We start from the raw sequence: 20,540 nt of genomic DNA, 5'->3' as shown, positions 1-20,540 counted from the left end.
AGACGAAGACAGAAACCATGAATCCATTTTTTTACACAGCATTAATAGTGAGCGCAGCGCTGATACTTCTTTTGCTGGGCGGGTATGCTTTCTTTCTTTACCTAGAAGTGCGCAAAAAAAACTTGCAGCAGAAACAATCTGCCATCGCTCTTTCGGAAGAGCTGGCCAAACGACAGATTGGCCATCAAAACAGTATTCGAGTGATTGCTTCAGCGCTAGTTCAAGGCCAGGTGGGGTTAACAGAGGCAGCCATAAGAATAAGCAGATTATCTTCCTTGTTGAACCTTGCAGATAATAGTGACGTCTACCAGGTCTTTAGTCAGCTTGCTCAGGCTACTTCACATATTCCAATTTTAGAGAACTGGAAGCAGCTAAGCAGAAAAGAACAAATTGATTTTGATAAAGAGAGGGTGTCCATAGAAGACAGTTTTCGAGATTTCATCTTGAGTTCGGCGCAAAAAATACTTGATTTACAGTCACGCAAATCAGATGAAGAGAGCCCTCTTTTTTATTCAGTCGGTAAAGAGTGAATAGGAGTAAAAAATTACACTCTGTCATCAGATTAGTATGCGGAACAGTGCCCAGCTAGCTTGCTACAAGATATGGAACTGTGCCTGCAGCATCGCTGCTGTCTATTATCTGAACAGTGCTGATGCTTCCTTTCACGCGAGAAGCTCTAAATTCTTGGTAGTCTGGGTCATCAACGAAGGCCTTTGCCGCATCCATGCTGGGAAATTCAACTAATGCTATCAGTGATGCCTCGGTGGGCTTACCTTCTACATGTGTAATATTCGAACTTCTGGATAAATATTTCCCCCCATGCTTATGCACAATGTCATGCACATTGTTGGCATATCCAGAAATCCATGATTCATCTGTAACGATGACTTCTCCAATTAGGTAGGCGGGCATACTTTTCTCCGTTGTTAGGAAATCAATCAGAATATTATATGAATGACTGGGAAACTTATAGCTCATAGCTTGTTTTTAATGACAGATTCTTACAGGTTCTGCATGTAGAAGCTAATGGCAAGCCAAGGCAGGTAGAGTATTGCGCCATAGGCTATAACTTTCTGTAGTGGTTGAAGTGTGTAGTTAGGGTTAGCTATGATTGCCTCTTTATTCATTTGTAAGGATGTTGATATCTGTAATGCAACCAGCGCATAGAGGAAAGGAACGACTATCCCAGGGACCAGTTGATTGATCTCAGGGGGCGTTAACTTAAGACATGTTATTAAAATAATAATAAAAATAGAGCCGTAATAGGGGACTTTTTTAGCCTTAACAGGTTCTTTCATGATGTCGAAATTTTTCCAGAGAAAATACAACATGGAAAGTGGGCCAAAAAATAAAGAGCCGAAAAAAATTTGAAGAGGCGAGTAGATGGCTTTGTTTTGAATCTCTATGTTATTCATTTAAGGGTTTTCTACAGCGATGCGATCTTTGCCAAAAAATTCAGGGGCTTGAACTGATAATACTTTGAGTGGCTCGGAAGATGTCACCCTGACGGCATGAGGTGTGCCTTTGGGTATTCTTAAGTAGTCTCCTGGTTCTATCGTAAGGTATTTGTTGCCTTCTTGAAATTCCCCTGTGCCCTCTAATACGTAGATAGTTTCTGTATGATCAGCATGCTTATGAAGCGGAACATGGCTTTTTATGACGATTAAAAAATCAGTTGAATGACTATCACTAGAAAGTTTCTGGACATAAATATTACCAGCAGTATCAGGTATAGGTAAATCACCCAGGGCAAATCTTTCAGATTGCGCTGGCGATACCCCAATCAACATGATTGAGGTTAGCAGAATAATCGAAAGTAAAGTATTAGGAATCATTAGCTTTTCATCCATAGGTTTTGGATTAAATTTTTCAGTTCTTGGTAGGCTTTATTCCACCCAGGGCCGAAAAATCATCAATTAAGGCTAATATCAGCTCAAAAAGACTGCTTATGAAACATTGCTCAATAATGTATTTAAAGTCTCGCTTGGACGCATAGCCTTCTCAACTTTGACTGGATCAAGCTGGTAGTATCCACCAATGTCGATCTTTCCTCCCTGGCAAGCAATAAGCTCTTCGACAATAAGCTGTTCATTATCGCGAAGTTTTTGTGATAGCTCATGGAATATCTTTTGAAGGTCGGCATCATCTTTTTGTGCTGCTAGATCTTCAGCCCAGTACAAGGCTAGATAAAAGTGACTACCCCTATTATCAAGCTCACAAACCTTGCGAGAGGGCGACTTCCCTGTTTCTAGGAGTCGACCTGTTGCCCTATCAAGCGAGTCTGCCAAAATTTGTGCTTTTGGGTTACCTGTTTTGATCGCAATATCTTCTAAAGAGACAGTCAATGCGAGGAATTCACCTAGCGAGTCCCATCGTAGGTGACCTTCCTCGACAAATTGTTGAACATGTTTTGGTGCTGAGCCTCCGGCTCCTGTTTCAAAAAGTCCTCCACCTGCCATTAGTGGCACAATAGAAAGCATTTTTGCGCTAGTGCCTAATTCTAAGATAGGAAATAGGTCAGTTAAATAGTCGCGTAATACATTGCCTGTAACGGAAATGGTGTCTTTGCCGCCTTTCAGTCTTTCCATGGTTAGGCGTATGGCTCTTTCTGGGGTCATGATTTCAATTCGAAGACCTTCTGTGTCATGGTCTTTTAAATATCTTTTCACTTTTTCTATCATTTGAGCATCATGTCCACGCTTAGCATCAAGCCAGAAAATTGCAGGCATGTCACTGGCCCTCGCTCTTTTTACAGCTAGTTTCACCCAATCTTGAATAGGCGCATCTTTAGCCTGACACATTCGCCATATATCACCTTTTTCAATATTTTCATGCTGAAGTACTACTTCTCCGCTCTTGGTGACGATGCGTATGGTGCCATTTGCAGGCGCTTCAAATGTTTTGTCATGAGAACCATACTCTTCAGCTTTTTGAGCCATAAGACCGATATTAGGCACGGTACCCATAGCTGTAGGGTCAAATGCATCATGATGCTTGCAAAAATTAATAACTTCTTGATAAATGGTGGCGTAACTAGTATCTGGAATGACTGCTTTTGTGGATCTTAGCTTGCCGTGTGCATTCCACATCATACCGCCATCGCGAATCATTGCAGGCATCGAGGCGTCAACTATAATATCGCTGGGAACATGTAAATTAGTTATACCTCTATCAGAGTCAACCATGGCCATCTCTGGCCGTATTTCATAGCATCGACGAAATTCTGTTTCAACCTCTACTCGCTTAGAATAAGGGAGTTGATCAATTTTCTTGAAGACACTGCCGACACCATCGTTAGGATTCACTTCAAGGTCAGCTAGTGTGGAAGCGTACTTTTCAAATGCATTTTCATAGTACACGGTGACAGCATGTCCAAAAATAATAGGATCAGATACTTTCATCATTGTCGCTTTAAGGTGCAAAGAGAACAGCAGGTCTGCTTTTCTAGCACCTTCCATTTCTTCATCTAGGAACTTTCGGAGCGCTTTGACGCTCATAAACATAGCACTTACTAGCTCACCTTTCTGAACAGCAATATTGTCTTTAAGTAGGGTTTTTTTTCCTGAACTATCGACTAGCTCAATGCTAACCGTCTCAGCATTCTTCATCGTTGTGGCTATGTCGCTACTGTAAAAGTCTCCACTTCTCATGTGAGCCACATGCGTACGTGAAGATTGACTCCATTTACCCATACGATGAGGATGCTTGCGAGCAAATTGTTTTACTGCTCCTGGGGCTCTGCGATCGGAGTTTCCTTCTCGTAGTACTGGATTTACAGCACTGCCGAGGACTTTCGCATATTTATTTTTTATAGCTATGCTTCCAGGAGTTTTAGTGCTTTCTGGGTAGTCGGGAATATCATAACCTTTTGATTGAAGTTCGATAATGGCTTCTTGTAGTTGCGGAATAGAAGCGCTTATATTTGGTAGTTTAATAATGTTGGCATTTGGATCTTGTGTTAGCTCTCCTAGCTCATGCAGTGCATCGTTTGCTCTTTGTTCTCCCTTAAGTTTTTCCGGAAATGCAGATAGAATTCGAGCTGCTAGAGAAAGATCTGACGTTTCTACTACAACGCTTGCTGCCTTGGTAAATGCATTGACAATGGGTAGCAAGGAGTATGTTGCTAATGCTGGCGCTTCATCTGTTTTTGTATAGATTATTTTAGAGATTTCTTTGGTCATTTTTGGCCCCTCAGAAGGCAGTTGATGCTTGCTGAATCGCTCATTGCTAACTACTGACTAGACGGCGATTGTCATCTTATTATTAACACATAGTATATAGAAAAATGCTTAAATTTAAAAGATTGTAAAAAAACTACATTGAGTAAAAAAAGAGAATTTCTTAAAACCAGGCATTAAAAAATTAGTAGAACTATTATTTAATTATTAAATTTTTTAATATAAAAAATTACCTGTTTGATAAAAATGGTAGTTTTTCATTTACTGCAGATTTAAGAATTAGAGGGGCGTGGTATATCCACGACCCTCTGTGCTGATTAGGTTGATTTGTTTTAAAGCACTACTGGCTGCAAAGATACTAAAACTAGACCAAGTTATGTATTGCCATACAAATGTCTATCCATACAAACACCTAGCCAGACTAGTGGAAGGTGTATTCAACACTTAAATGACCGGCCTTATAGTCTTCATCGCCGTTACCCCCTAACTCAACATCAGCCACTAAACTGAGCTTATCGCTGCTGGCTATTCGTATACGAGCACCCACAAAACTACTGTAGACATTCTCATCACCCACGTTGCTAAATTTAGACTTACTACCGCCTATGCTGATCTCGGTATCATCATCATCGGTATAACGCGAGTTGATACCCGTTCTTAACTCAAACTCACTGGTTGCACTATAAGCATAGGCTGCAGCTATCTGTAGCTTGGTGGATAAGGCTTGTATCTGACGATCATCAACGGACAGGTTAGATTGAGTCGTACCTCGCTCAGAGTGATCATCCAACCAAGCGACACTGTAGTTAACACTGGCAGACGGTCGCAGCTCAACGCGTTCATATATTTTGTACGCAGAGGCAATGGTCACAGAAGGACTGATAAAGAGACTGCTAAAGTCTGACTTAGCCACTTCTCTACCGTTTAAGTTATCAATGACCAGACGCTCATTATCATGGCGACCATAGCCCCCCAAAAGCGAGGTGGTCAATGTAAAGCCTTGTAACTGCTGACTGGTGCTACCACTTCTTTATTTATTTAACGTGTTTCAGGGGGCGGGGGAGGGCTTATGGTTTGCTGCTTGTATATAGTACCCGCCCAATCTTTTAAAAGCTGGATTTGAACATTCTTCCTTTAATAGTTATTGTGTAAAAAAAGGAGAAGAGGTAATTTATGTATGTATTTTTTTTGATAGTAGGGACTTTAACAACTATATACCTAAACTATTTCAACGGTGAGGCAGATGCACTTTGGTTCAAATTTAAAGGGATATACTGTGAAGTAGACTTCTGATGTGAACCTCTTGGTTATGGGTCTTATTCTAAAAACTTAAGGGGTTTTATATCATGTTTGATAAAATAAAAAATAAGTCAAAAGATTTAAATGATTCTATTAAGGAGAAAGTAGGGGAGTTGGGTGGTAAAGCTACGTCATTTTTAGGTGATGGATTGTCTGAAATTAACGGACTTAAACCTGTATTGGAAAAATCAGGATTTATCATAGGTGACGTTTTTTTTGGCTTATCATTTCCACCTAAAATCGGCATCATCGTTGAACAAAAAGCTGGTGGAGTCAAAAACCTTGATAATCTCTCTGATAATGAAAACTTATCTAAGCTTCAGTCAGCAATAATTTCCTCTATACAAAAAGTTTATAAAATGAATGAGATGGTAGAAAACCATGATCACACCATTGGTCAGATTGAAATTGAAATAGGGCTACCACCAGGTATTAAAGTGCATTTAAATTCAAAAGAATCAAGGGCATTTGCTTCTTAAATAAAACTTCTAAATGTAGCCTAACTATCCACTAAAAAGCATTAATAAAACATGTTAAAAATAGTCAATATCTCAAAATCATTTGAAGACGGTACGGCACAACAAAAAATATTAGATCGACTCTCGTTTGTGATTGAAGCAGGTAAAAGTGTCAGTATTCGAGGGGCGTCTGGATCGGGAAAATCGACTCTGTTGCATCTGCTGGCTGCCCTAGATAAACCAGATGAGGGTCAAATACTGCTGGGCGGCATACTAAGGTCAGACACAACCAACAATATAACTAACGATATAACTGCATTGTCGGAGTCACAAGCCGATAATTACAGGATGTCGACAATTGGTATAGTGTTTCAACGATATAATTTGATAGACGTAGTATCGGTGCTCGACAACATTTATTTGCCAGCCAGACTCAATGCTATTAACGGCCGCCCAGTCGATGTAGGCTACATCGACACTATAATCGAGGCTCTGGGCGTCTCAAAGCATATCAACAAACTACCCAATCAGCTCTCGGGAGGCGAACAGCAGCGAGTTGCGATTGCCAGAGCGTTAGCGCATAAGCCTAAATTACTGTTAGCTGACGAACCTACCGGTAACCTAGATAACAAAAACTCAGACATTGTTAGTCGCCTATTGATAGATACCTGCGCACAACTTAAAACAACACTGGTATTAGTTACCCATAGCGAAAGAGTCGCCAAACTCACCGATCAACAAGTCTTTTTGAGTGAGGGTCGTTTAGTGAGCGAGGCGAGTTAAACCCATTTTGATAAAAATCACACTTTTTTTTAAACTACTGTTGAGTAGCTACAAATCCACAAAATTTAGTGTGTTGATGCTTATCGCATCGCTTTTAATTGCTGCTTGTGGCTTATCTACCGTATTAATCGTTAATGCTAGCGCCAAACAAAGCTACGCCAGTAACAGTACTTTTTTGATCAGCAATGTTAAATATCAAGTTATCCCTAAAAATGCCCAAGCCATACTTGCCAAAAGCGATTACGCATATTTGCGCAGGCTCGGCTTTAGCCAACTTATCGCTGTCGCACAAACGTCAACTCATATCTATGCCGAGCAACAGACGCAGACACAGCTAGAGCAACAAAAAGTCTCTATGCGTCGAATAGACATTACGGGCATCGATACCATCGCGCTAATGCCTTTAATAAGCAGTGGCGTCAAGAGCACAGGTCTTTCATCACGCCAAAGTGATCAAACCGCAATACTCACCGCTATTCCTTTTTCTATGCCTGCCGTTATTGTCCACCCCTCCCTGCTAGCGCAACTGATCGCCAATAGTGATGTATCCATTTTTGACAAGACATTAAATAATTTTTCAATTCCTTTTAATGACGGCAATGATGCTGCTAACGGCAGTAATAACAATGCCGATGTGGAGACGCCAGCATCAATAAAAACAATCGCTTTACCCAAACTCGTTGTACTTAAAGACCCTAGTTTAGGCAATGACATGGTGACCGACATTGGCGAATTCTATCGCTTGTTTCCTGGTAGTAATTTAAAGAGTTTACTGTTGGTCAGCGCAAAGCCGGGGCCAGAACTCGATGGACTCGTCAAGGATCTTAGCGCCGTTTTACCTACACATTTGCAGCTAGTTTCGTTGAGTGATGGTGCACCTCAAGGCGAGCTTACCAATAGTTTTCACATGAATTTATTGGCCATGGCTTTATTGATGTTTGTCGTGTGCTTATTCATTGTCATCAACGCTGTCAATTTACTCATCAACGCACGCATGCCTTGGTTTAAGATTTGTCGTCAACTAGGCTTCCCTCGCTACGTTATTTTTGTCAGCCAAATTGTAGAAATTGTGTTAATTACTTTTGTGTCCGTCTGCGCAGGTATTTATTTAAGTATTCATTTATCTAATATCGTTGCACCAACGGTGCAGGCCACGCTCGAGGGTTTATATGGCATAGAAATTGGGTTTGGCAACACCTCGCTCTTAAGTCTGTTTTTACAGGTATTTGGCATCAGTGTGTGCGGCAGTATTGCTGCGACCGTGGCGCCCTTTAGTTCAAGCAACCAAGCTTTACATTCAACGCAGACGCACGATAACTTGACGGCTAATCAAGCAAAATGGCAACGCAACTTTTGGGTGTTATGTATTCTGTTTGCGCTGCTAGCGTGCGCTATATTGTATACTGCAACAGCGCTATGGTTATTACTCGTCGCTACCGCAACACTCATATTATCGGGCTGTAGCTTATTACTAGCTAATTATCCGCGGGTGATTGATGCAGTCTATCGGCTGATTCCGCCTCGCTTTATTATGCTACGTATTAGCACCAAACAAAGTAGCGCTTTATCAGGTAAAACTAAGGTTGCCTGCTGTGCATTTTTTATTGCTGCCACCAGCAATATAGGCATGAACTTAATGGTAGACAGCTTCAGAGGCGCAACCGTGTCGTGGCTAGAATCGCGGCTAGCGACAGATTATTATCTGTATTACGAAGGCAATGTAGATATAGCGGCAATCGGGCACGAGGCCAAAGTAGAGGTGTTTCAGCGCTTTGAAAATAATACTACCTACGAGGGTACCGTACTGCAGCAACATAGCTATCCATCCACCAAGCAGTTTAAAGACGCGATGGTATTTGATAAAGTAGACAATAAAGCTGACGCCTGGCAAGCGTTTCAACAGACGAATGGAGTCTTCGTTAATCAGCAATTTGCGTTCGAGTATAAACTTGACATTAATGACATGATCAATGTTTCGCATCCATCGACGCAACGCTTAACGGCCTATGTCATTAAGGGTATTATTTATGATTTTGGTAATCCTTATCGGCAAATTCTGCTACCACTATCTCAATTTGATGCTGCAATCTCCAAAAGTACAATTTATGCCATCAATACAGATGTAGCGGGACTCGAACGGTTTAAAGTCGCACTAGACATACAAGGCATAGACTCGGAGAAATCTTTATTGGATGCCGCACAACTATTAGCTACATCTAAACAAACTTTTGATCGTACTTTTATTATTACTGATGGGTTAAATATAGTGACGCTGCTAGTGGCTGCGTTATCTCTCGCCTGTGCAATAGTGGTATTAATGAATGATGCTCGACCACAAAACATGCTATTGCGTAGTTTTGGTGTGTCGGCAATTAAAACCCAGCTACTTGCTCTCTTTCAGTATTTTTTACTATGCTTCATCGCTCTTATTTTTGCCACACCCTTTGGTATTTTATTGAGCTGGGTGCTTATTTATGAAATTAATCTACAAGCATTTCAATGGACTTATCCACTTCAAATCAACGCCATAAAAATTCTTCAAATTTATGCAGTTAGTTTAAGCATTGTGCTGTTAATCATCGCTATACCCATTATAAAAGCCGGTAAGCGCCCTTTGATGGAGGATATTCGATGGCTAAATTAAATAAAAAAATCGTCAGTCTCAGCCTAGCAGGTGTGTTTTTATTGAGTACTTACTTCGTTGTAACTTCGCAGATAGCCCTTAAGACTCAAGCTAACATGTCGGTTTTTGGTCGGAACGTGTACGAGCAAAATGATGATTCTAATAATGCCTTAGCGAGTAATATGGGTAAAAAAGCTGATCCAGATTACCGCATGAGTTTTCCGCAGGATCACGGCACACACGATCAATTTGATATCGAATGGTGGTATTTAACTGCTAACTTGCAAGACGAGGCTGGCGATCCCTACGGCTTGCAGTGGACATTATTTCGATTTAAAAACTCACGCCCAAGAAGCTCTCAAGCTGATGAGAATAACTCGTCTTCGTCATTAAAGAATTCTCCTGTTATGTTAAATGAGTCGACTGTATCTTTAGATAAAAAGTGGCATAACGATCAAATATACATGGCACATGCATCCATTCACTCATTAGATACCCATTGGTTTTCCGAAAAATTTGCTCGTGGCGGGGTCGGTAATGCGGGGCTTGCAGTGTTGCCACTGAACTTGTTTATTGATGATTGGCAATGGCTAAATAGTGATGGCGATACAGGACTGTTTCCGTCGACACTGACCTTTAGCGCAACCGATACCTCAAAACCAAACGCAGAGGCGAGCGCTACATTTACGCTGAATCAGACGGGGCCCTTGGTGCAACATGGTGACAATGGCTTTAGTGTAAAATCGAACAGCGGCCACGCGTCTCACTATTATAGTGCGCCTTTTATCAGTATTGAAGGCGAGCTAACGCAAGCCGTCGATACCGTAACGACCGCGCCTATAAAACTTAAAGGTCAGGCGTGGTTTGACAAAGAGTGGACCTCTCAATTACTCGATACTGGTACTCAAGGTTGGGATTGGTTATCACTTCATTTAGATGACGGCAACAAAATAATGGCTTTTAGAATGCGCCTAAAAAATCAAGATGATTATGTGACGGGATCATACATCACCAGCACCGGCGAACAAATCACACTGCAACCAGGCGATCTAACGCTACAGCCAGTATCTGTTAAAAAGGTGGATGGTAGGCAATTACCTTTAATCTGGAAGCTGATAATCCCCAGTAAAAAAATAGACCTAACCATATCGACATTAAAAGATAAGCAGTGGAATAACGCCGCTGTTCCATACTATGAGGGAATGGTCAAGATTGAAGGCTCTCATGGTGGCGTCGGCTTTTTAGAATTGACCGGTTACTGAATATATTGCCAAATAACTAGAGAAGATTTGCCTAGAGAAACATGGTGCAACTAGAAGTTTGTTTGATTGGTAAAAGAATAATTAAAAAGGATTATACGTCCAATCCATAGACCACCACAGCGGAATTGATACCGTAAAAATAAATAACCAAAGTACTATCTTTTTCTTCACGCTCATACAATCTCTTCCCCTTGTAACCCTTATACAGCCTACATTTAACAGGTATGGGTGATGTATTAATTGTTGTTGCTATTACTACCTTATTGTAATCTTCCTAGAAACCAAACAGCTTTGTCTATATTCACTACCTTACCTTGTTTAGTGTCTTACTCTTAATTGCTACATTTATCTGCACCACTATGATGAGTAGTTAAAACCCTACTGTGTAATTAAAGTAAAGAGTCTTAGAACTAGTCTTGGTGTAGGCTAACTCTTGATACTGCGCTTGTACTGAAAAAGCTTGATTTGGGGTGATATAATAAGTAGCACCTAAAGTTACTACTGGTCTGGTTTTATTGATACTGGTATTTAGATCGACTGGTGTGAGTCCAGTTATGGTTGAAGAAGTGGCTTGGATTTTATCCACATTGTTACTTACATCATGTTCAACACCAAGAGCTCCATTAAGTGTGACTGTATTGTCGAGCTTATATTTGGCTTTCATACCCATAATTACTGTAGTCGATTTATCTTCTAAGGTATTAAAGGTCAAAGGATTTTCGACTCCCGTCTCGGTATAACCATCTTGTTTGATAATAGCACGACGCGCAGCAAGGTAGGGGCGGTAAAAATTAGCTCCATCACTAAACTGGTATGACACTTCAGCAACATAACTTTGTACATCAATCTCGGTTTTACCTTTTCCTTTCTCTGCCTCACCTATTTCGCTTCTGGTAATGGTCATATCTTTTACTTGGTAAGCATTGGCTACTCTGACTTGAAAACCAAGATGATTAGCAAACTGGTTCCATACTAAGTTTCCACCGATCATAGGTCCTTTATTGCTCACCTTTAGACCTCTGGGATTCTTTCTTGTGACTTGTTGGTCGACAAACCCTGAAGCGCGAAAGTTCTTGTTAAACTTTTTACCCCAAACAAACACTGCCGCTGAGCTTGACGAGTCAGAGTTATTATTAGCATTTACATCTGTGTGACGACCCCCTATAGAGAAACAGTTTCCTTTTTGATTAAATAAATCGCAATCATAAGTATTCATGTTGGCAAAATTAGCGGTGGCAGATTTGTGTAAAAGTTGTGAAAATTCTGAGGCAATACTATCCCCAATTTCCTCAATAGTATCTATAGTATCTTCCGTCATACATCCTATACAGCCACCTACAACTAAGTCCCATAAGTTGGCAGATGAATTCTCCAAGGTCCACGCCCAGGTTCTTCCATCATAGGAATAATAACCTGAATGTCCTGCGGTAATATTTGATGCTTCTAAGCCATCAATGACGCTAGCATAGGTAGTATTATTTTGTAAAACAGACCCTGCATATATACCAAAAGAAGTTGTTCCGCTAACGGTACTAAAAATTATTTTTCCGTAGTCTGAAGTACTATTAATGACAGCATTATAATTGGTTGGTATTTTTCCATAATAAGTAAGTCCACTTTGGCGGTTATTTAGGGTGGCAATAGAAGTAGTTCCTCTCACATAAATATCATACGGGTCATCCCCCGCGGTAGTAATAGTCCCAAGATTAGTTATAGTAATTTCAGAACTGTCATCAATATCAATACCACGACCGTTTAGCAGTCGCGTTTCACCTTGAATATTGAGATTCCCGTTAAGCGTGATGGTGGCATTGTTGCTACCACTTATTAAGATACCAGGAGTATCATCCCCATTGGTAGTAATATTTCCGTTTAGCGTAAAGTTGGTATTGTGTTCAACAATATTGGTGTAACCATAAGACAGATATCTATTTGTAGTAATATTCCCGTTCATTGTGATGGTGTTGGAGCCAACACCTACAGCGTTTATAATACCATAGAGACCATTAGCGCCCGTATTAATATTCCCATTTATCGTGATGTTGTTGAGGGAACTGCTACTTATGTAGACGCCCGGTGAACCATTATCACTATTTATATTCCCAGTATAATTGACGGTGTTACGGTCAGCACCGTTCAACCATATACCAGACGAGCCACCGCTAACCGATATATCACCCGTTAAGTCGAAGGTACCATCGTCCATACCAGCAGCTATAAGACATCCGTCTGTTGCTACAGTACTAGTGCCACTGACACACGCATCTTTAGCCATTACCTGGGAAGTAATAGAGAGAGTGATGGCAAGACTGACCACCCCAATAGATTGGTAAATAGTTCTATGCATAATATTTTCGATTCACCTGGTTAGTATTCAGGTGACTAAGTAAGGGGAAACAAAGGCACTAGCTTTCTAGAAATGGAAGTTCTAGGTAACAAAAGAACCTAAATTTTTGGCAAAAAAAAGCAATAGGTTAATTTAACCTATTGCCGGGGTGTGCGCATGTAGTCTGATAAATTATTCAGGTACTACGTTGTTTGCACACGGTCCTTTTTGTCCTTGACCAACTTCGAACGTTACTGCTTGGCCATCATTTAAAGTTGCGTAACCGCCGCCGTTTTTAATTTCTGAGTGATGTACAAACAAGTCCTTTCCGCCATCTTCTGGAGTAATAAAACCAAAACCTTTGTCTGCATTGAACCACTTAACTGTACCTTTACTCATAGTAATCTCTTTTATTTTCATGTTTGTTTGTTGCAGTATTCTGCACATGCATTATAACTTTATATTCAGTAAAAACTACTTAACGTGAAAAATCTTAGAGTATATAATCTAAGTCTTTGATAATAAAAAGTTAATTATTTTTTTATTTTAAGAAAAACACCACATTCTAGGTGCGGAGTATAAGGAAATTGATCAAAAACAGCGAAATTTTCTATTGAATGAGTCCCCTCGAGCATGGCCATATTTTCCATAAGTGTTGACGGGTTGCATGAAACATAAAGAATATTGTCAAATTTTTTCACTAATTTTAGAGTTTCTTCGTCTAGGCCTGAACGGGGAGGATCTACAAAAATTGTGCTGAGATTATAATCATCCAGATCAACATCTTTTAATCTTCGAAAGGGCCTGATTCTATCCAATGCCTGTGTCATTTCTTCACTAGACATCCTAACAATGGTGACATTGTTTATATGATTTTTTTCTAGGTTATAGTGAGCAGAATTTACTGATACTTTTGATATCTCAGTAGCTAGAACTTTCCTGAAATTTTGGGCAAGCACGCAGGTGAAATTCCCATTCCCGCAGTATAGTTCTAATAGGTCGTCGTTACATTGCTTAGTTTGGCGCAAAGCCCAACTAAGCATTGCTTGATTAATTTTTGCATTGGGCTGAGTAAATCCTGTTTCAACTTGCTTATATTGGTACTCTTTGTCATCCACCAGTAATTTCTCTATCACATAGTTTAGACCGATCACTGTCTTTTTTTTACGGCTACGACCTATGATATTTGTGGCTAACTCCTGCTGAAGATCAATGGCAGCTTGTCTCCAGTCTTCATTTAGTATCTTGTGATAGATGAGAGTGATGACTGAATCGCCATCAAGCGCCGTCAGAAATTCAGCAGAAAAAAGCTTCTTTTTAAGGGCATCATTAGCATTAATCTTTTCTAGTAGCGGGCTCATAAGCTCGTTTATTTTTTTAGAGCCTACTGGAAAGTCAGAGATAACATAGGGGCGTTTTTCTCCAGGCGTATTCATCGCATAATGGGCATTTCCATCTTCATGCCAAATGCGAAATTCTGCTCTCATTCTAAAGTGAAGGGTGTCTGATTCATGCACTTCAAGGGGTGGATGTTTGGTTCCGGCGAATGTTTTCTTGAGGCCAGCTAATTTTTCGTCAAGCAACTGTCGATATTTATCCGGATGAGCTTGTTGCACGATTCAGCCTTTTAGGTCGAGTTGATAATAATTTTTTGAAGACTTCTGAATGCCTGATGCTTGATGCAAATAGTGTTTAGATTTAGTTTTTGAAGGCCTCGTCAGTGCGCGCTGCCATAATAAAGTCGTTCTTGTGAAGCCCCTCAATTTTATGAGTCCACCAGGTAACGATCACCTTTCCCCACTCCAGCAATATAGCTGGATGATGTTGGGATAATTCTGCTAACTCACCAACTTGATTCGTGAAATTTAAGGCTTTCCTGAAATCACTAAAACTAAAGACTCTTGTGAGCTGAGGGACACCCTCATGAATTTTTATACTCCAGCTGGGTATTAGCTTTAGCAATTCAACTGCCTCAGCATCTGATACGGTGGGCGCGCCTATGATGCATGCTTCGCAGACTTCCTGTGAAAAAGATTGGCTAGTTGTTGGCATATGAACCCTATTTTGATTGTTAACTATAAACAGTTTTTTGGTTTTGGCAGCCCAGCCAGCCTGGCTGTTATTTTGACTGGGCTTGGCGGAAATAATTGCATTAAATAGATGCTGCGCGCTTTACTAATATCTAGGTTGATAGCTATAAGCTTGACTAATGGCCGCATAGATGGCGAAAAGCCGTAATCAGCATAAAATTGTCGGGCTAAATATAATATTTCGATGTGTTGTTCGGTGAGCTGAATGTTTTCTTCAGCAGCAAGCTGTCTGGCAGTTTTTTCAGACCAGACAGCAAGGCTACTGAGAAGGCTAATATCTTTTTCTATTACGCGTTCCATACATCGTTAGTCATCACGCATTCCTATGAGATGCAGCAGGCTGACAAATATATTATAAAGCATCAAATACAAAGTAACGGTAGCAGAAATGTAGTTGCGCTCACCGCCATGGATGATGGCGCTGGTTTGCCACATGATGACACCTGATGCGATCAGCAGGAATATACAAGAAAGCACCAAAGATAATCCTTGAATCTGAAGGAAGACGTTCGCAATCGCGGCAATGAACGCGATAATCATGCCTGTCATCAGAAATCCGCCCATGAAAGACAACTCCTTTTTGGTAACAAGGACATAGGAAGAGCAGGCGAAGAAGATAAGCGCAGTTCCACCTAAGGCCGTTAAGATTAGCTGAGGGCCAGAGGTTGAGAGATAGAAGTTTATTATTGGGCCGAGAGTGAACCCCATCCACCCAGTTAGTGCAAAAACCCAAAACAAGCCTGCCGTGCTATTTTTGTTTTTCTCCACCATCCACAGGCAACCTATGTATGGAATAAGCATCCATAGACCCATGTAGGGTGCATTGACGGCCATTGCTACTGCACACATAGCGGCACTAAATACCAAGGTCAGCGATAGCAGAGTATAGGTATTACGCAGCACCTTTACTGCTGCTGGATTTAACGAACCAGAGACGATTGATTGTTCTAAAGCCATAGCAATATTTCCTTTTAGCTGAGATGTTTAATTAGATATATTTTACAATGTGTAAATTTCAAATCAACCACTATCGTAGTAATAACATATTATACGCCAATGGATTTTTTGTTATTTTTGGTCACTCTTTAAGGAACTCGGTGATGGCTTGCTGTTTTGCTAGACCATCTTGGTAGCCTAATTCTACCAGTTTACTGCAAAACCCTTTAGAAAACATTACATAGCTAGCAATCTCTATTCCCTCGCTGCGAGTTGTTAGGCCCATTATCTTCAAAAAGAAGCGCATACTTAAAGGTAATTCCTTGAAGTAGTTTCTAGCCAAAGTACCAATACTTTTAGAGGGCGAAATGGCTAGAAACTTAATAGGTCGAAGATCACTAATACCTTTTGCTTCTCGTGTTTCAGCAGGTAGGATTTCGGCAAGCCTATTGATGTTCCTGAGGGTTTCTAGGTCGCTGTCAATCGCGTCTACAAAGGCGCTATTGAGTATGTGGCCAATAATTTTTGCGCTGGACGGCGGACTATGTATGTGCAGATTTGTAGCATCACTCAGCGAAGGTGGTTCACTTGAAGAGTTGTCATTTACTCCAATAATGAATATTTTATTTGCGCCAAGATGTAAGGCAGGACTAATAGGCTTGAGTTGCTGAATAGCTCCATCACCGAAGTAGGATCCCATGATTCTAGTTGTAGGGAACATGACAGGGATTGCTGTAGAAGCCATGATGTGATCGATGGTGAGTTTTGAGCGGATCCCTATACGCCTGGATCTTACCCAAGGCTGAAGCGTTGCTTCTCCATCATAAAAAGTGACTGACTTGCCGTCGCTGTAGCTAACGGCAGTAATGCTTACAGCTGTGATTCTTTTGTTATTTATAGACTCGTTGATGGCCTCAAAATCTATCAGCTCGTTCAGTAACCTCCTAAGAGGCGTGTTATCTAACAATGCTTTGGGTTTTTTTTGCGTATAGTTTTTATTGAATATAGAAAAAAATATCATGAGGGTATTTTTCAATACACCAAGCAGATCCGACCTATAAATGTTGTTGGCCTCCAGCCCACACCAAATAGACTCAATTTTTTTTATTCTAGATTGAAAAGTACGCTGATTTTCTGAACCATGACAGCCAGCAATAGCCAGAGCATTGATCGCACCAGCTGAGGTCCCGCAGATGATCGGAAAGGGGTCACTAGTTTCTGGGGGCAGTAATTCTGCCACGGCTTTGAGTACACCAGCCTGGTAGGCTGCTCTTGCACCTCCTCCAGAAAGTACCAACCCAAATTTTGAGCCGCTAGCGTTGATGTCTTTAGCCATAAGTAATGCTGAAACCCTATTAAAAATATTTTAAACTATTTTAGGTTAAATGGCCTCAATACCTAAGACCGATATGTTTTTAGCATGTAACTTATCATATGATCTTTTTTTTGAGAAAAAAACTGAACCTATACAATTATGTAATAATTAAAAAAACTGATTCTCGGTAAGAACAATTGATAGTATTAGTATGCATTAAAAAAGCTCATGAGCTTTTCTTTTGGTAAACTAATTTTTGTACCATAAATTTAGGAAGCAATTGTGGCTCAACAAGAACCTGATTTGCAGCACCCAAAAATGTCTAGTCTTCAGATTTACATAAGGTTGCTGTCTTATGTCAAAAGATACCTCGGTATTTTCTTCTTAAGTATCTTGGGTTTGATTATTTTTTCGTCCATGGAGATTGCTTTTATTGATCTGTTTGGATACACCGTCAATGCTATTGGTGGTTTGACGGCTGATTCGGCGGCTATGCCAGAAAATGTTAAGCAAAATGGTGGGCTAACTGTATTTTTAGTGGAAGTTTTTACAGAAGAAGGTGAGTTAATAGATACCCGCTGGGTCGTGCCTCTAATCATGATCTTGATTGCTGTGGTGAGAGGGGTGTCTTTTTTTATTGGTGGATATTGCATGACTTACGTATCACAAATACTGGTACACAATCTTAGAGTTGATGTTTTCAATAAATATACCTCTCTTCCTGCTAGTTATTTTGATGCCAGCATGACTGGGCACTTGGTGGCTCGAGCAACTTATACGGTATCTCAAATCACTCAAGCCGCTACAAGTGCGTTAAAAATAATGATTCGTGAGGGCGCCCTAGTCATCGGTTTGATTAGTTACTTGTTTTATCTTAACTGGAGGCTGGCATTAATTTTCATGATCGTCCTGCCCCTTATTGGACTAATAGTCCTCTCTGTCAGCAAGCGCTTCAGAAGGCTGGCCTTGAAAATACAGTCATCCATGGGCGACGTGGCCCAAGTAACCCAGGAGCTTGTTAGCGGCTACAGGGATATGCATTTATATGGTGCAAAGTATTTCGAGCGTACACGAATGAAAGCTGCCAGTAAGAATAGCCGCACACAACAGATGAAATTATCTGTGACAGAGTCAATCAGTACCCCAGTGATCCAGCTGTTAGTTGCAGCTTCTCTTTCATTTTTGATGTGGCTTGTTCTTGACCCCAGTGTTTTGTCACAAATGAGTGGTGGTGATTTCGTGAAGTTTTTGGCATCAGCCGCGTTGCTCGCTAAGCCTATTCGCGCGCTGTCGGGAATAAATAGTAAAATTCAGCAAGGAATCGCCGCAGCTGGAACATTGTTTGCCACCCTTGACACAAGTGAGGAGGTTGATGAGGGCGTCCTTGAGAAAAATCAAGTTGACGGACAGTTTGAATTCACGAACGTCAATTTTGCATATGCCGCTAACGAAAAAAATGTGCTTAACGGGATAAATTTCAGCGTACAGGCGGGCGAGACAGTTGCTATTGTTGGTCGCTCTGGTAGTGGTAAAAGCACACTAGTGAGTATGATTCCGCGTTTTTATGAGATGGGTAGCGGAAAAATCACTCTGGATGGTAAAGATTTAAAAAGCTATAAGCTTGAGAATTTGCGGAGCCATATGGCGCTAGTTTCTCAAAAAGTAAATCTGTTTAATGACTCTATCTATAATAATATTGCCTATGGCGCTTTAGCGAAATGCTCAGAAAAGGAAGTTAGAAATGCCACCAAAGCAGCGCACGCTTTAGAGTTTATTGAGCAGTTACCCCAGGGCTTTGATACCATCATTGGCGATCAAGGCGTAAAACTATCCGGAGGGCAGCGCCAGCGCTTAGCTATTGCTAGGGCGATCCTAAAAGATGCACCGATATTGATACTCGATGAGGCAACATCAGCACTAGATTCGCAGACAGAGCGCTACATACAAGAAGCGTTAGAGGGGATTATGCGAGGGTGCACTACATTTGTTATCGCTCACCGGCTTACAACAATAGAAAATGCAGATAGAATTTTGACCATGAGCAAAGGAAAGATTGTCGAGCAGGGAAAACATGCAGAGCTGCTGGAACTGAATGGCCATTACGCCAAACTGCACAATAAGATCACTATAGAGCAAAAGAGTCCTCCTGGTGATGGAAAATTACAATAGATGAGACTTTCTCTCATGCTTGAAAAAGCCTGGAGTCGACACTTGAGCTGGATACTTTTACTGGTCCCTTTCTCATGGTTGTTTCGGTTACTGGCTGGCGTGCGTCGTTTATATCAAGCTAGACTAGTGCCAAATCCTCCGTTAACCGTTCCTGTGGTTGTAGTGGGAAACATAAGTGTCGGCGGCACTGGAAAGACCCCATTGGTAGCGGCACTCGCTCATTGGTTGCAAGAGCAGGGATACCACCCTGGAGTTATTAGTCGGGGATATGGAGGAAGAGCTTCTCGGTATCCTTTGCTGGTGACAACCAATTGCTCGCCCTTGAGCGTTGGAGATGAGTCATTGTTATTGGCAAATATATGTCCTGTTGTGGTTGATCCTGACCGTTACCGGGCGGCCATATTTCTGCTTGAAAAGACAAATTGTGATTTGATTTTGAGCGATGACGGGTTGCAACATTACCGTCTACCTAGAGATATAGAAATTGCTGTAGTGGACGGAAAGAGGCAATTTGGCAATGGACAGTGTTTACCAGCCGGCCCCCTAAGGGAGCCGGTAAAAAGATTAAAGGAAGTAGACTTCGTTTTAACAAATATGACAACTTCTGATTTGCTGGACAAAACCAAGGATCGCAAGACAGCTTCTTTGCAAAATAGCACCTCATTTGCTATTGAGCCAATCCAACTAAGGCAGTTAAATTCTGACGAGGTTTTGCCAGTGACAGGTTTATTCGATCTCAACCAGCCAGGGAAGATATGGTTTAAAGACTGGGGATACGGTCTACAGGTTCATGCAGTTGCAGGCATTGGTAGCCCTGAGAGATTTAGAGATACTCTAGGGAGCTTAGGTCTTGATCCTCAGCTCCATCATTGGCCTGATCATCATAATTTTAGTGGTGAAGAGTTTGCTTTCCAAGACGACTGGCCGATCATCATTACTGCAAAAGATGCAGTAAAATGCACACATATAATCAATGATAAAATTTGGGTAATGGATGTGCAGGCTGTGCCTGATTCCTTGTTCTTAAAGGGTCTATTAGAGCAATTGCGTGAGCTAAAGTCTTGAATTTTTGCAAAAATTAGAAGGCTGGTAGAAGTTAAA

At 41.0% G+C, this 20,540-nt stretch carries 18 protein-coding genes and 1 pseudogene; 7 read left to right on the top strand and 12 right to left on the bottom strand.

The features are described from left to right. Nucleotides 1–17 precede the first annotated feature (17 nt). Entirely contained in the window at nt 18–530 is a 513-nt protein-coding gene (locus ABXT41_RS04470; RefSeq protein WP_415390326.1) for a DUF2489 domain-containing protein, read from the top strand. Between the two features lie 55 nt (nt 531–585). Here the strand turns inward: ABXT41_RS04470 and ABXT41_RS04465 are convergent, their stop codons facing one another. The 5 genes from ABXT41_RS04465 to ABXT41_RS04445 all read right to left on the bottom strand — a co-directional run bounded on the left by ABXT41_RS04465 (nt 586) and on the right by ABXT41_RS04445 (nt 5,169). Then, on the bottom strand, nt 586–912 hold the full coding sequence (locus tag ABXT41_RS04465) for a DUF1330 domain-containing protein (RefSeq protein WP_415390325.1): 327 nt from the start codon (nt 910–912) through the stop codon (nt 586–588). A gap of 89 nt (nt 913–1,001) precedes the next feature. Continuing rightward, complete coding sequence (locus tag ABXT41_RS04460; RefSeq protein WP_415390324.1) at nt 1,002–1,298, bottom strand: hypothetical protein; 297 nt, start codon at nt 1,296–1,298, stop codon at nt 1,002–1,004. 117 nt (nt 1,299–1,415) lie between these two features. After that, complete coding sequence (locus ABXT41_RS04455; RefSeq protein ID WP_415390323.1) at nt 1,416–1,835, bottom strand: cupin domain-containing protein; 420 nt, start codon at nt 1,833–1,835, stop codon at nt 1,416–1,418. A gap of 111 nt (nt 1,836–1,946) precedes the next feature. Beyond that, complete coding sequence (locus ABXT41_RS04450) at nt 1,947–4,181, bottom strand: NADP-dependent isocitrate dehydrogenase (RefSeq protein ID WP_415390322.1); 2,235 nt, start codon at nt 4,179–4,181, stop codon at nt 1,947–1,949. Nucleotides 4,182–4,599: 418 nt separating this feature from the next. Further along, a complete protein-coding gene (locus tag ABXT41_RS04445; protein WP_415390321.1) occupies nt 4,600–5,169 on the bottom strand; it encodes an autotransporter outer membrane beta-barrel domain-containing protein in 570 nt (189 codons plus the stop codon). 355 nt (nt 5,170–5,524) lie between these two features. On the opposite strand from ABXT41_RS04445, the gene ABXT41_RS04440 reads away from it, so the two are divergent. The 4 genes and pseudogenes from ABXT41_RS04440 (at nt 5,525) to ABXT41_RS04425 (ending at nt 10,603) form a co-directional block, all read left to right on the top strand. After that, nucleotides 5,525–5,956 carry a hypothetical protein gene (locus ABXT41_RS04440; RefSeq protein ID WP_415390320.1) on the top strand — a complete coding sequence of 144 codons (432 nt, stop codon included), beginning with the start codon at nt 5,525–5,527 and terminating at the stop codon, nt 5,954–5,956. Nucleotides 5,957–6,007: 51 nt separating this feature from the next. Continuing rightward, a pseudogene (locus tag ABXT41_RS04435) lies at nt 6,008–6,565 on the top strand (ABC transporter ATP-binding protein); the annotation flags it as partial. A gap of 160 nt (nt 6,566–6,725) precedes the next feature. After that, complete coding sequence (locus ABXT41_RS04430) at nt 6,726–9,362, top strand: FtsX-like permease family protein (RefSeq protein ID WP_415390319.1); 2,637 nt, start codon at nt 6,726–6,728, stop codon at nt 9,360–9,362. Continuing rightward, on the top strand, nt 9,350–10,603 hold the full coding sequence (locus ABXT41_RS04425) for a lipocalin-like domain-containing protein (protein WP_415390318.1): 1,254 nt from the start codon (nt 9,350–9,352) through the stop codon (nt 10,601–10,603). The genes ABXT41_RS04430 and ABXT41_RS04425 overlap by 13 nt, the downstream gene beginning before the upstream one ends. A gap of 370 nt (nt 10,604–10,973) precedes the next feature. Here the strand turns inward: ABXT41_RS04425 and ABXT41_RS04420 are convergent, their stop codons facing one another. The 7 genes from ABXT41_RS04420 to ABXT41_RS04390 form a co-directional block, all read right to left on the bottom strand. Then, nucleotides 10,974–12,950, bottom strand: coding sequence for a hypothetical protein (locus tag ABXT41_RS04420; protein WP_415390317.1), 1,977 nt, complete (start codon nt 12,948–12,950; stop codon nt 10,974–10,976). A gap of 171 nt (nt 12,951–13,121) precedes the next feature. Beyond that, a complete protein-coding gene (locus ABXT41_RS04415) occupies nt 13,122–13,328 on the bottom strand; it encodes a cold-shock protein (protein ID WP_415390316.1) in 207 nt (68 codons plus the stop codon). A 134-nt stretch (nt 13,329–13,462) separates the two neighbouring features. Further along, on the bottom strand, nt 13,463–14,545 hold the full coding sequence (trmA, locus tag ABXT41_RS04410) for a tRNA (uridine(54)-C5)-methyltransferase TrmA (protein WP_415390315.1): 1,083 nt from the start codon (nt 14,543–14,545) through the stop codon (nt 13,463–13,465). Nucleotides 14,546–14,627: 82 nt separating this feature from the next. After that, nucleotides 14,628–14,981, bottom strand: coding sequence for a 4a-hydroxytetrahydrobiopterin dehydratase (locus ABXT41_RS04405; protein WP_415390314.1), 354 nt, complete (start codon nt 14,979–14,981; stop codon nt 14,628–14,630). Nucleotides 14,982–15,004: 23 nt separating this feature from the next. Next, the gene (locus ABXT41_RS04400; RefSeq protein ID WP_415390313.1) at nt 15,005–15,319 is read right to left on the bottom strand and encodes a TusE/DsrC/DsvC family sulfur relay protein; all 315 of its coding nucleotides are present in this window, start codon (nt 15,317–15,319) and stop codon (nt 15,005–15,007) included. A gap of 6 nt (nt 15,320–15,325) precedes the next feature. Next, nucleotides 15,326–15,976, bottom strand: coding sequence for a Bax inhibitor-1/YccA family protein (locus ABXT41_RS04395; protein WP_415390312.1), 651 nt, complete (start codon nt 15,974–15,976; stop codon nt 15,326–15,328). Nucleotides 15,977–16,097: 121 nt separating this feature from the next. Continuing rightward, complete coding sequence (locus ABXT41_RS04390) at nt 16,098–17,291, bottom strand: patatin-like phospholipase family protein (protein ID WP_415390311.1); 1,194 nt, start codon at nt 17,289–17,291, stop codon at nt 16,098–16,100. Nucleotides 17,292–17,552: 261 nt separating this feature from the next. Between ABXT41_RS04390 and msbA the strand changes: the two genes are divergently transcribed. Further along, complete coding sequence (msbA, locus tag ABXT41_RS04385; RefSeq protein ID WP_415390310.1) at nt 17,553–19,439, top strand: lipid A export permease/ATP-binding protein MsbA; 1,887 nt, start codon at nt 17,553–17,555, stop codon at nt 19,437–19,439. Then, entirely contained in the window at nt 19,440–20,504 is a 1,065-nt protein-coding gene (lpxK, locus tag ABXT41_RS04380) for a tetraacyldisaccharide 4'-kinase (RefSeq protein ID WP_415390309.1), read from the top strand. Nucleotides 20,505–20,540 lie beyond the last annotated feature (36 nt).

The organism is Porticoccus sp. Uisw_050_02, from assembly GCF_047729555.1.
Taxonomy (GTDB): domain Bacteria; phylum Pseudomonadota; class Gammaproteobacteria; order Pseudomonadales; family Porticoccaceae; genus Porticoccus.
This window is presented reverse-complemented; position numbering and strand designations above follow the sequence as displayed.

What these genes read in the sequence shown, in the direction of transcription:
- ABXT41_RS04400 (WP_415390313.1), bottom strand. Translation starts at nt 15,319, where the DNA reads ATGGAACGCGTAATAGAAAAAGATATTAGCCTTCTCAGTAGCCTTGCT.
- ABXT41_RS04440 (WP_415390320.1), top strand. Translation starts at nt 5,525, where the DNA reads ATGTTTGATAAAATAAAAAATAAGTCAAAAGATTTAAATGATTCTATT.
- ABXT41_RS04455 (WP_415390323.1), bottom strand. Translation starts at nt 1,835, where the DNA reads ATGATTCCTAATACTTTACTTTCGATTATTCTGCTAACCTCAATCATG.
- ABXT41_RS04405 (WP_415390314.1), bottom strand. Translation starts at nt 14,981, where the DNA reads ATGCCAACAACTAGCCAATCTTTTTCACAGGAAGTCTGCGAAGCATGC.
- ABXT41_RS04390 (WP_415390311.1), bottom strand. Translation starts at nt 17,291, where the DNA reads ATGGCTAAAGACATCAACGCTAGCGGCTCAAAATTTGGGTTGGTACTT.
- ABXT41_RS04460 (WP_415390324.1), bottom strand. Translation starts at nt 1,298, where the DNA reads ATGAAAGAACCTGTTAAGGCTAAAAAAGTCCCCTATTACGGCTCTATT.
- ABXT41_RS04470 (WP_415390326.1), top strand. Translation starts at nt 18, where the DNA reads ATGAATCCATTTTTTTACACAGCATTAATAGTGAGCGCAGCGCTGATA.
- ABXT41_RS04420 (WP_415390317.1), bottom strand. Translation starts at nt 12,950, where the DNA reads ATGCATAGAACTATTTACCAATCTATTGGGGTGGTCAGTCTTGCCATC.
- ABXT41_RS04415 (WP_415390316.1), bottom strand. Translation starts at nt 13,328, where the DNA reads ATGAGTAAAGGTACAGTTAAGTGGTTCAATGCAGACAAAGGTTTTGGT.
- ABXT41_RS04425 (WP_415390318.1), top strand. Translation starts at nt 9,350, where the DNA reads ATGGCTAAATTAAATAAAAAAATCGTCAGTCTCAGCCTAGCAGGTGTG.
- ABXT41_RS04395 (WP_415390312.1), bottom strand. Translation starts at nt 15,976, where the DNA reads ATGGCTTTAGAACAATCAATCGTCTCTGGTTCGTTAAATCCAGCAGCA.
- ABXT41_RS04465 (WP_415390325.1), bottom strand. Translation starts at nt 912, where the DNA reads ATGCCCGCCTACCTAATTGGAGAAGTCATCGTTACAGATGAATCATGG.
- ABXT41_RS04450 (WP_415390322.1), bottom strand. Translation starts at nt 4,181, where the DNA reads ATGACCAAAGAAATCTCTAAAATAATCTATACAAAAACAGATGAAGCG.
- lpxK (WP_415390309.1), top strand. Translation starts at nt 19,440, where the DNA reads ATGAGACTTTCTCTCATGCTTGAAAAAGCCTGGAGTCGACACTTGAGC.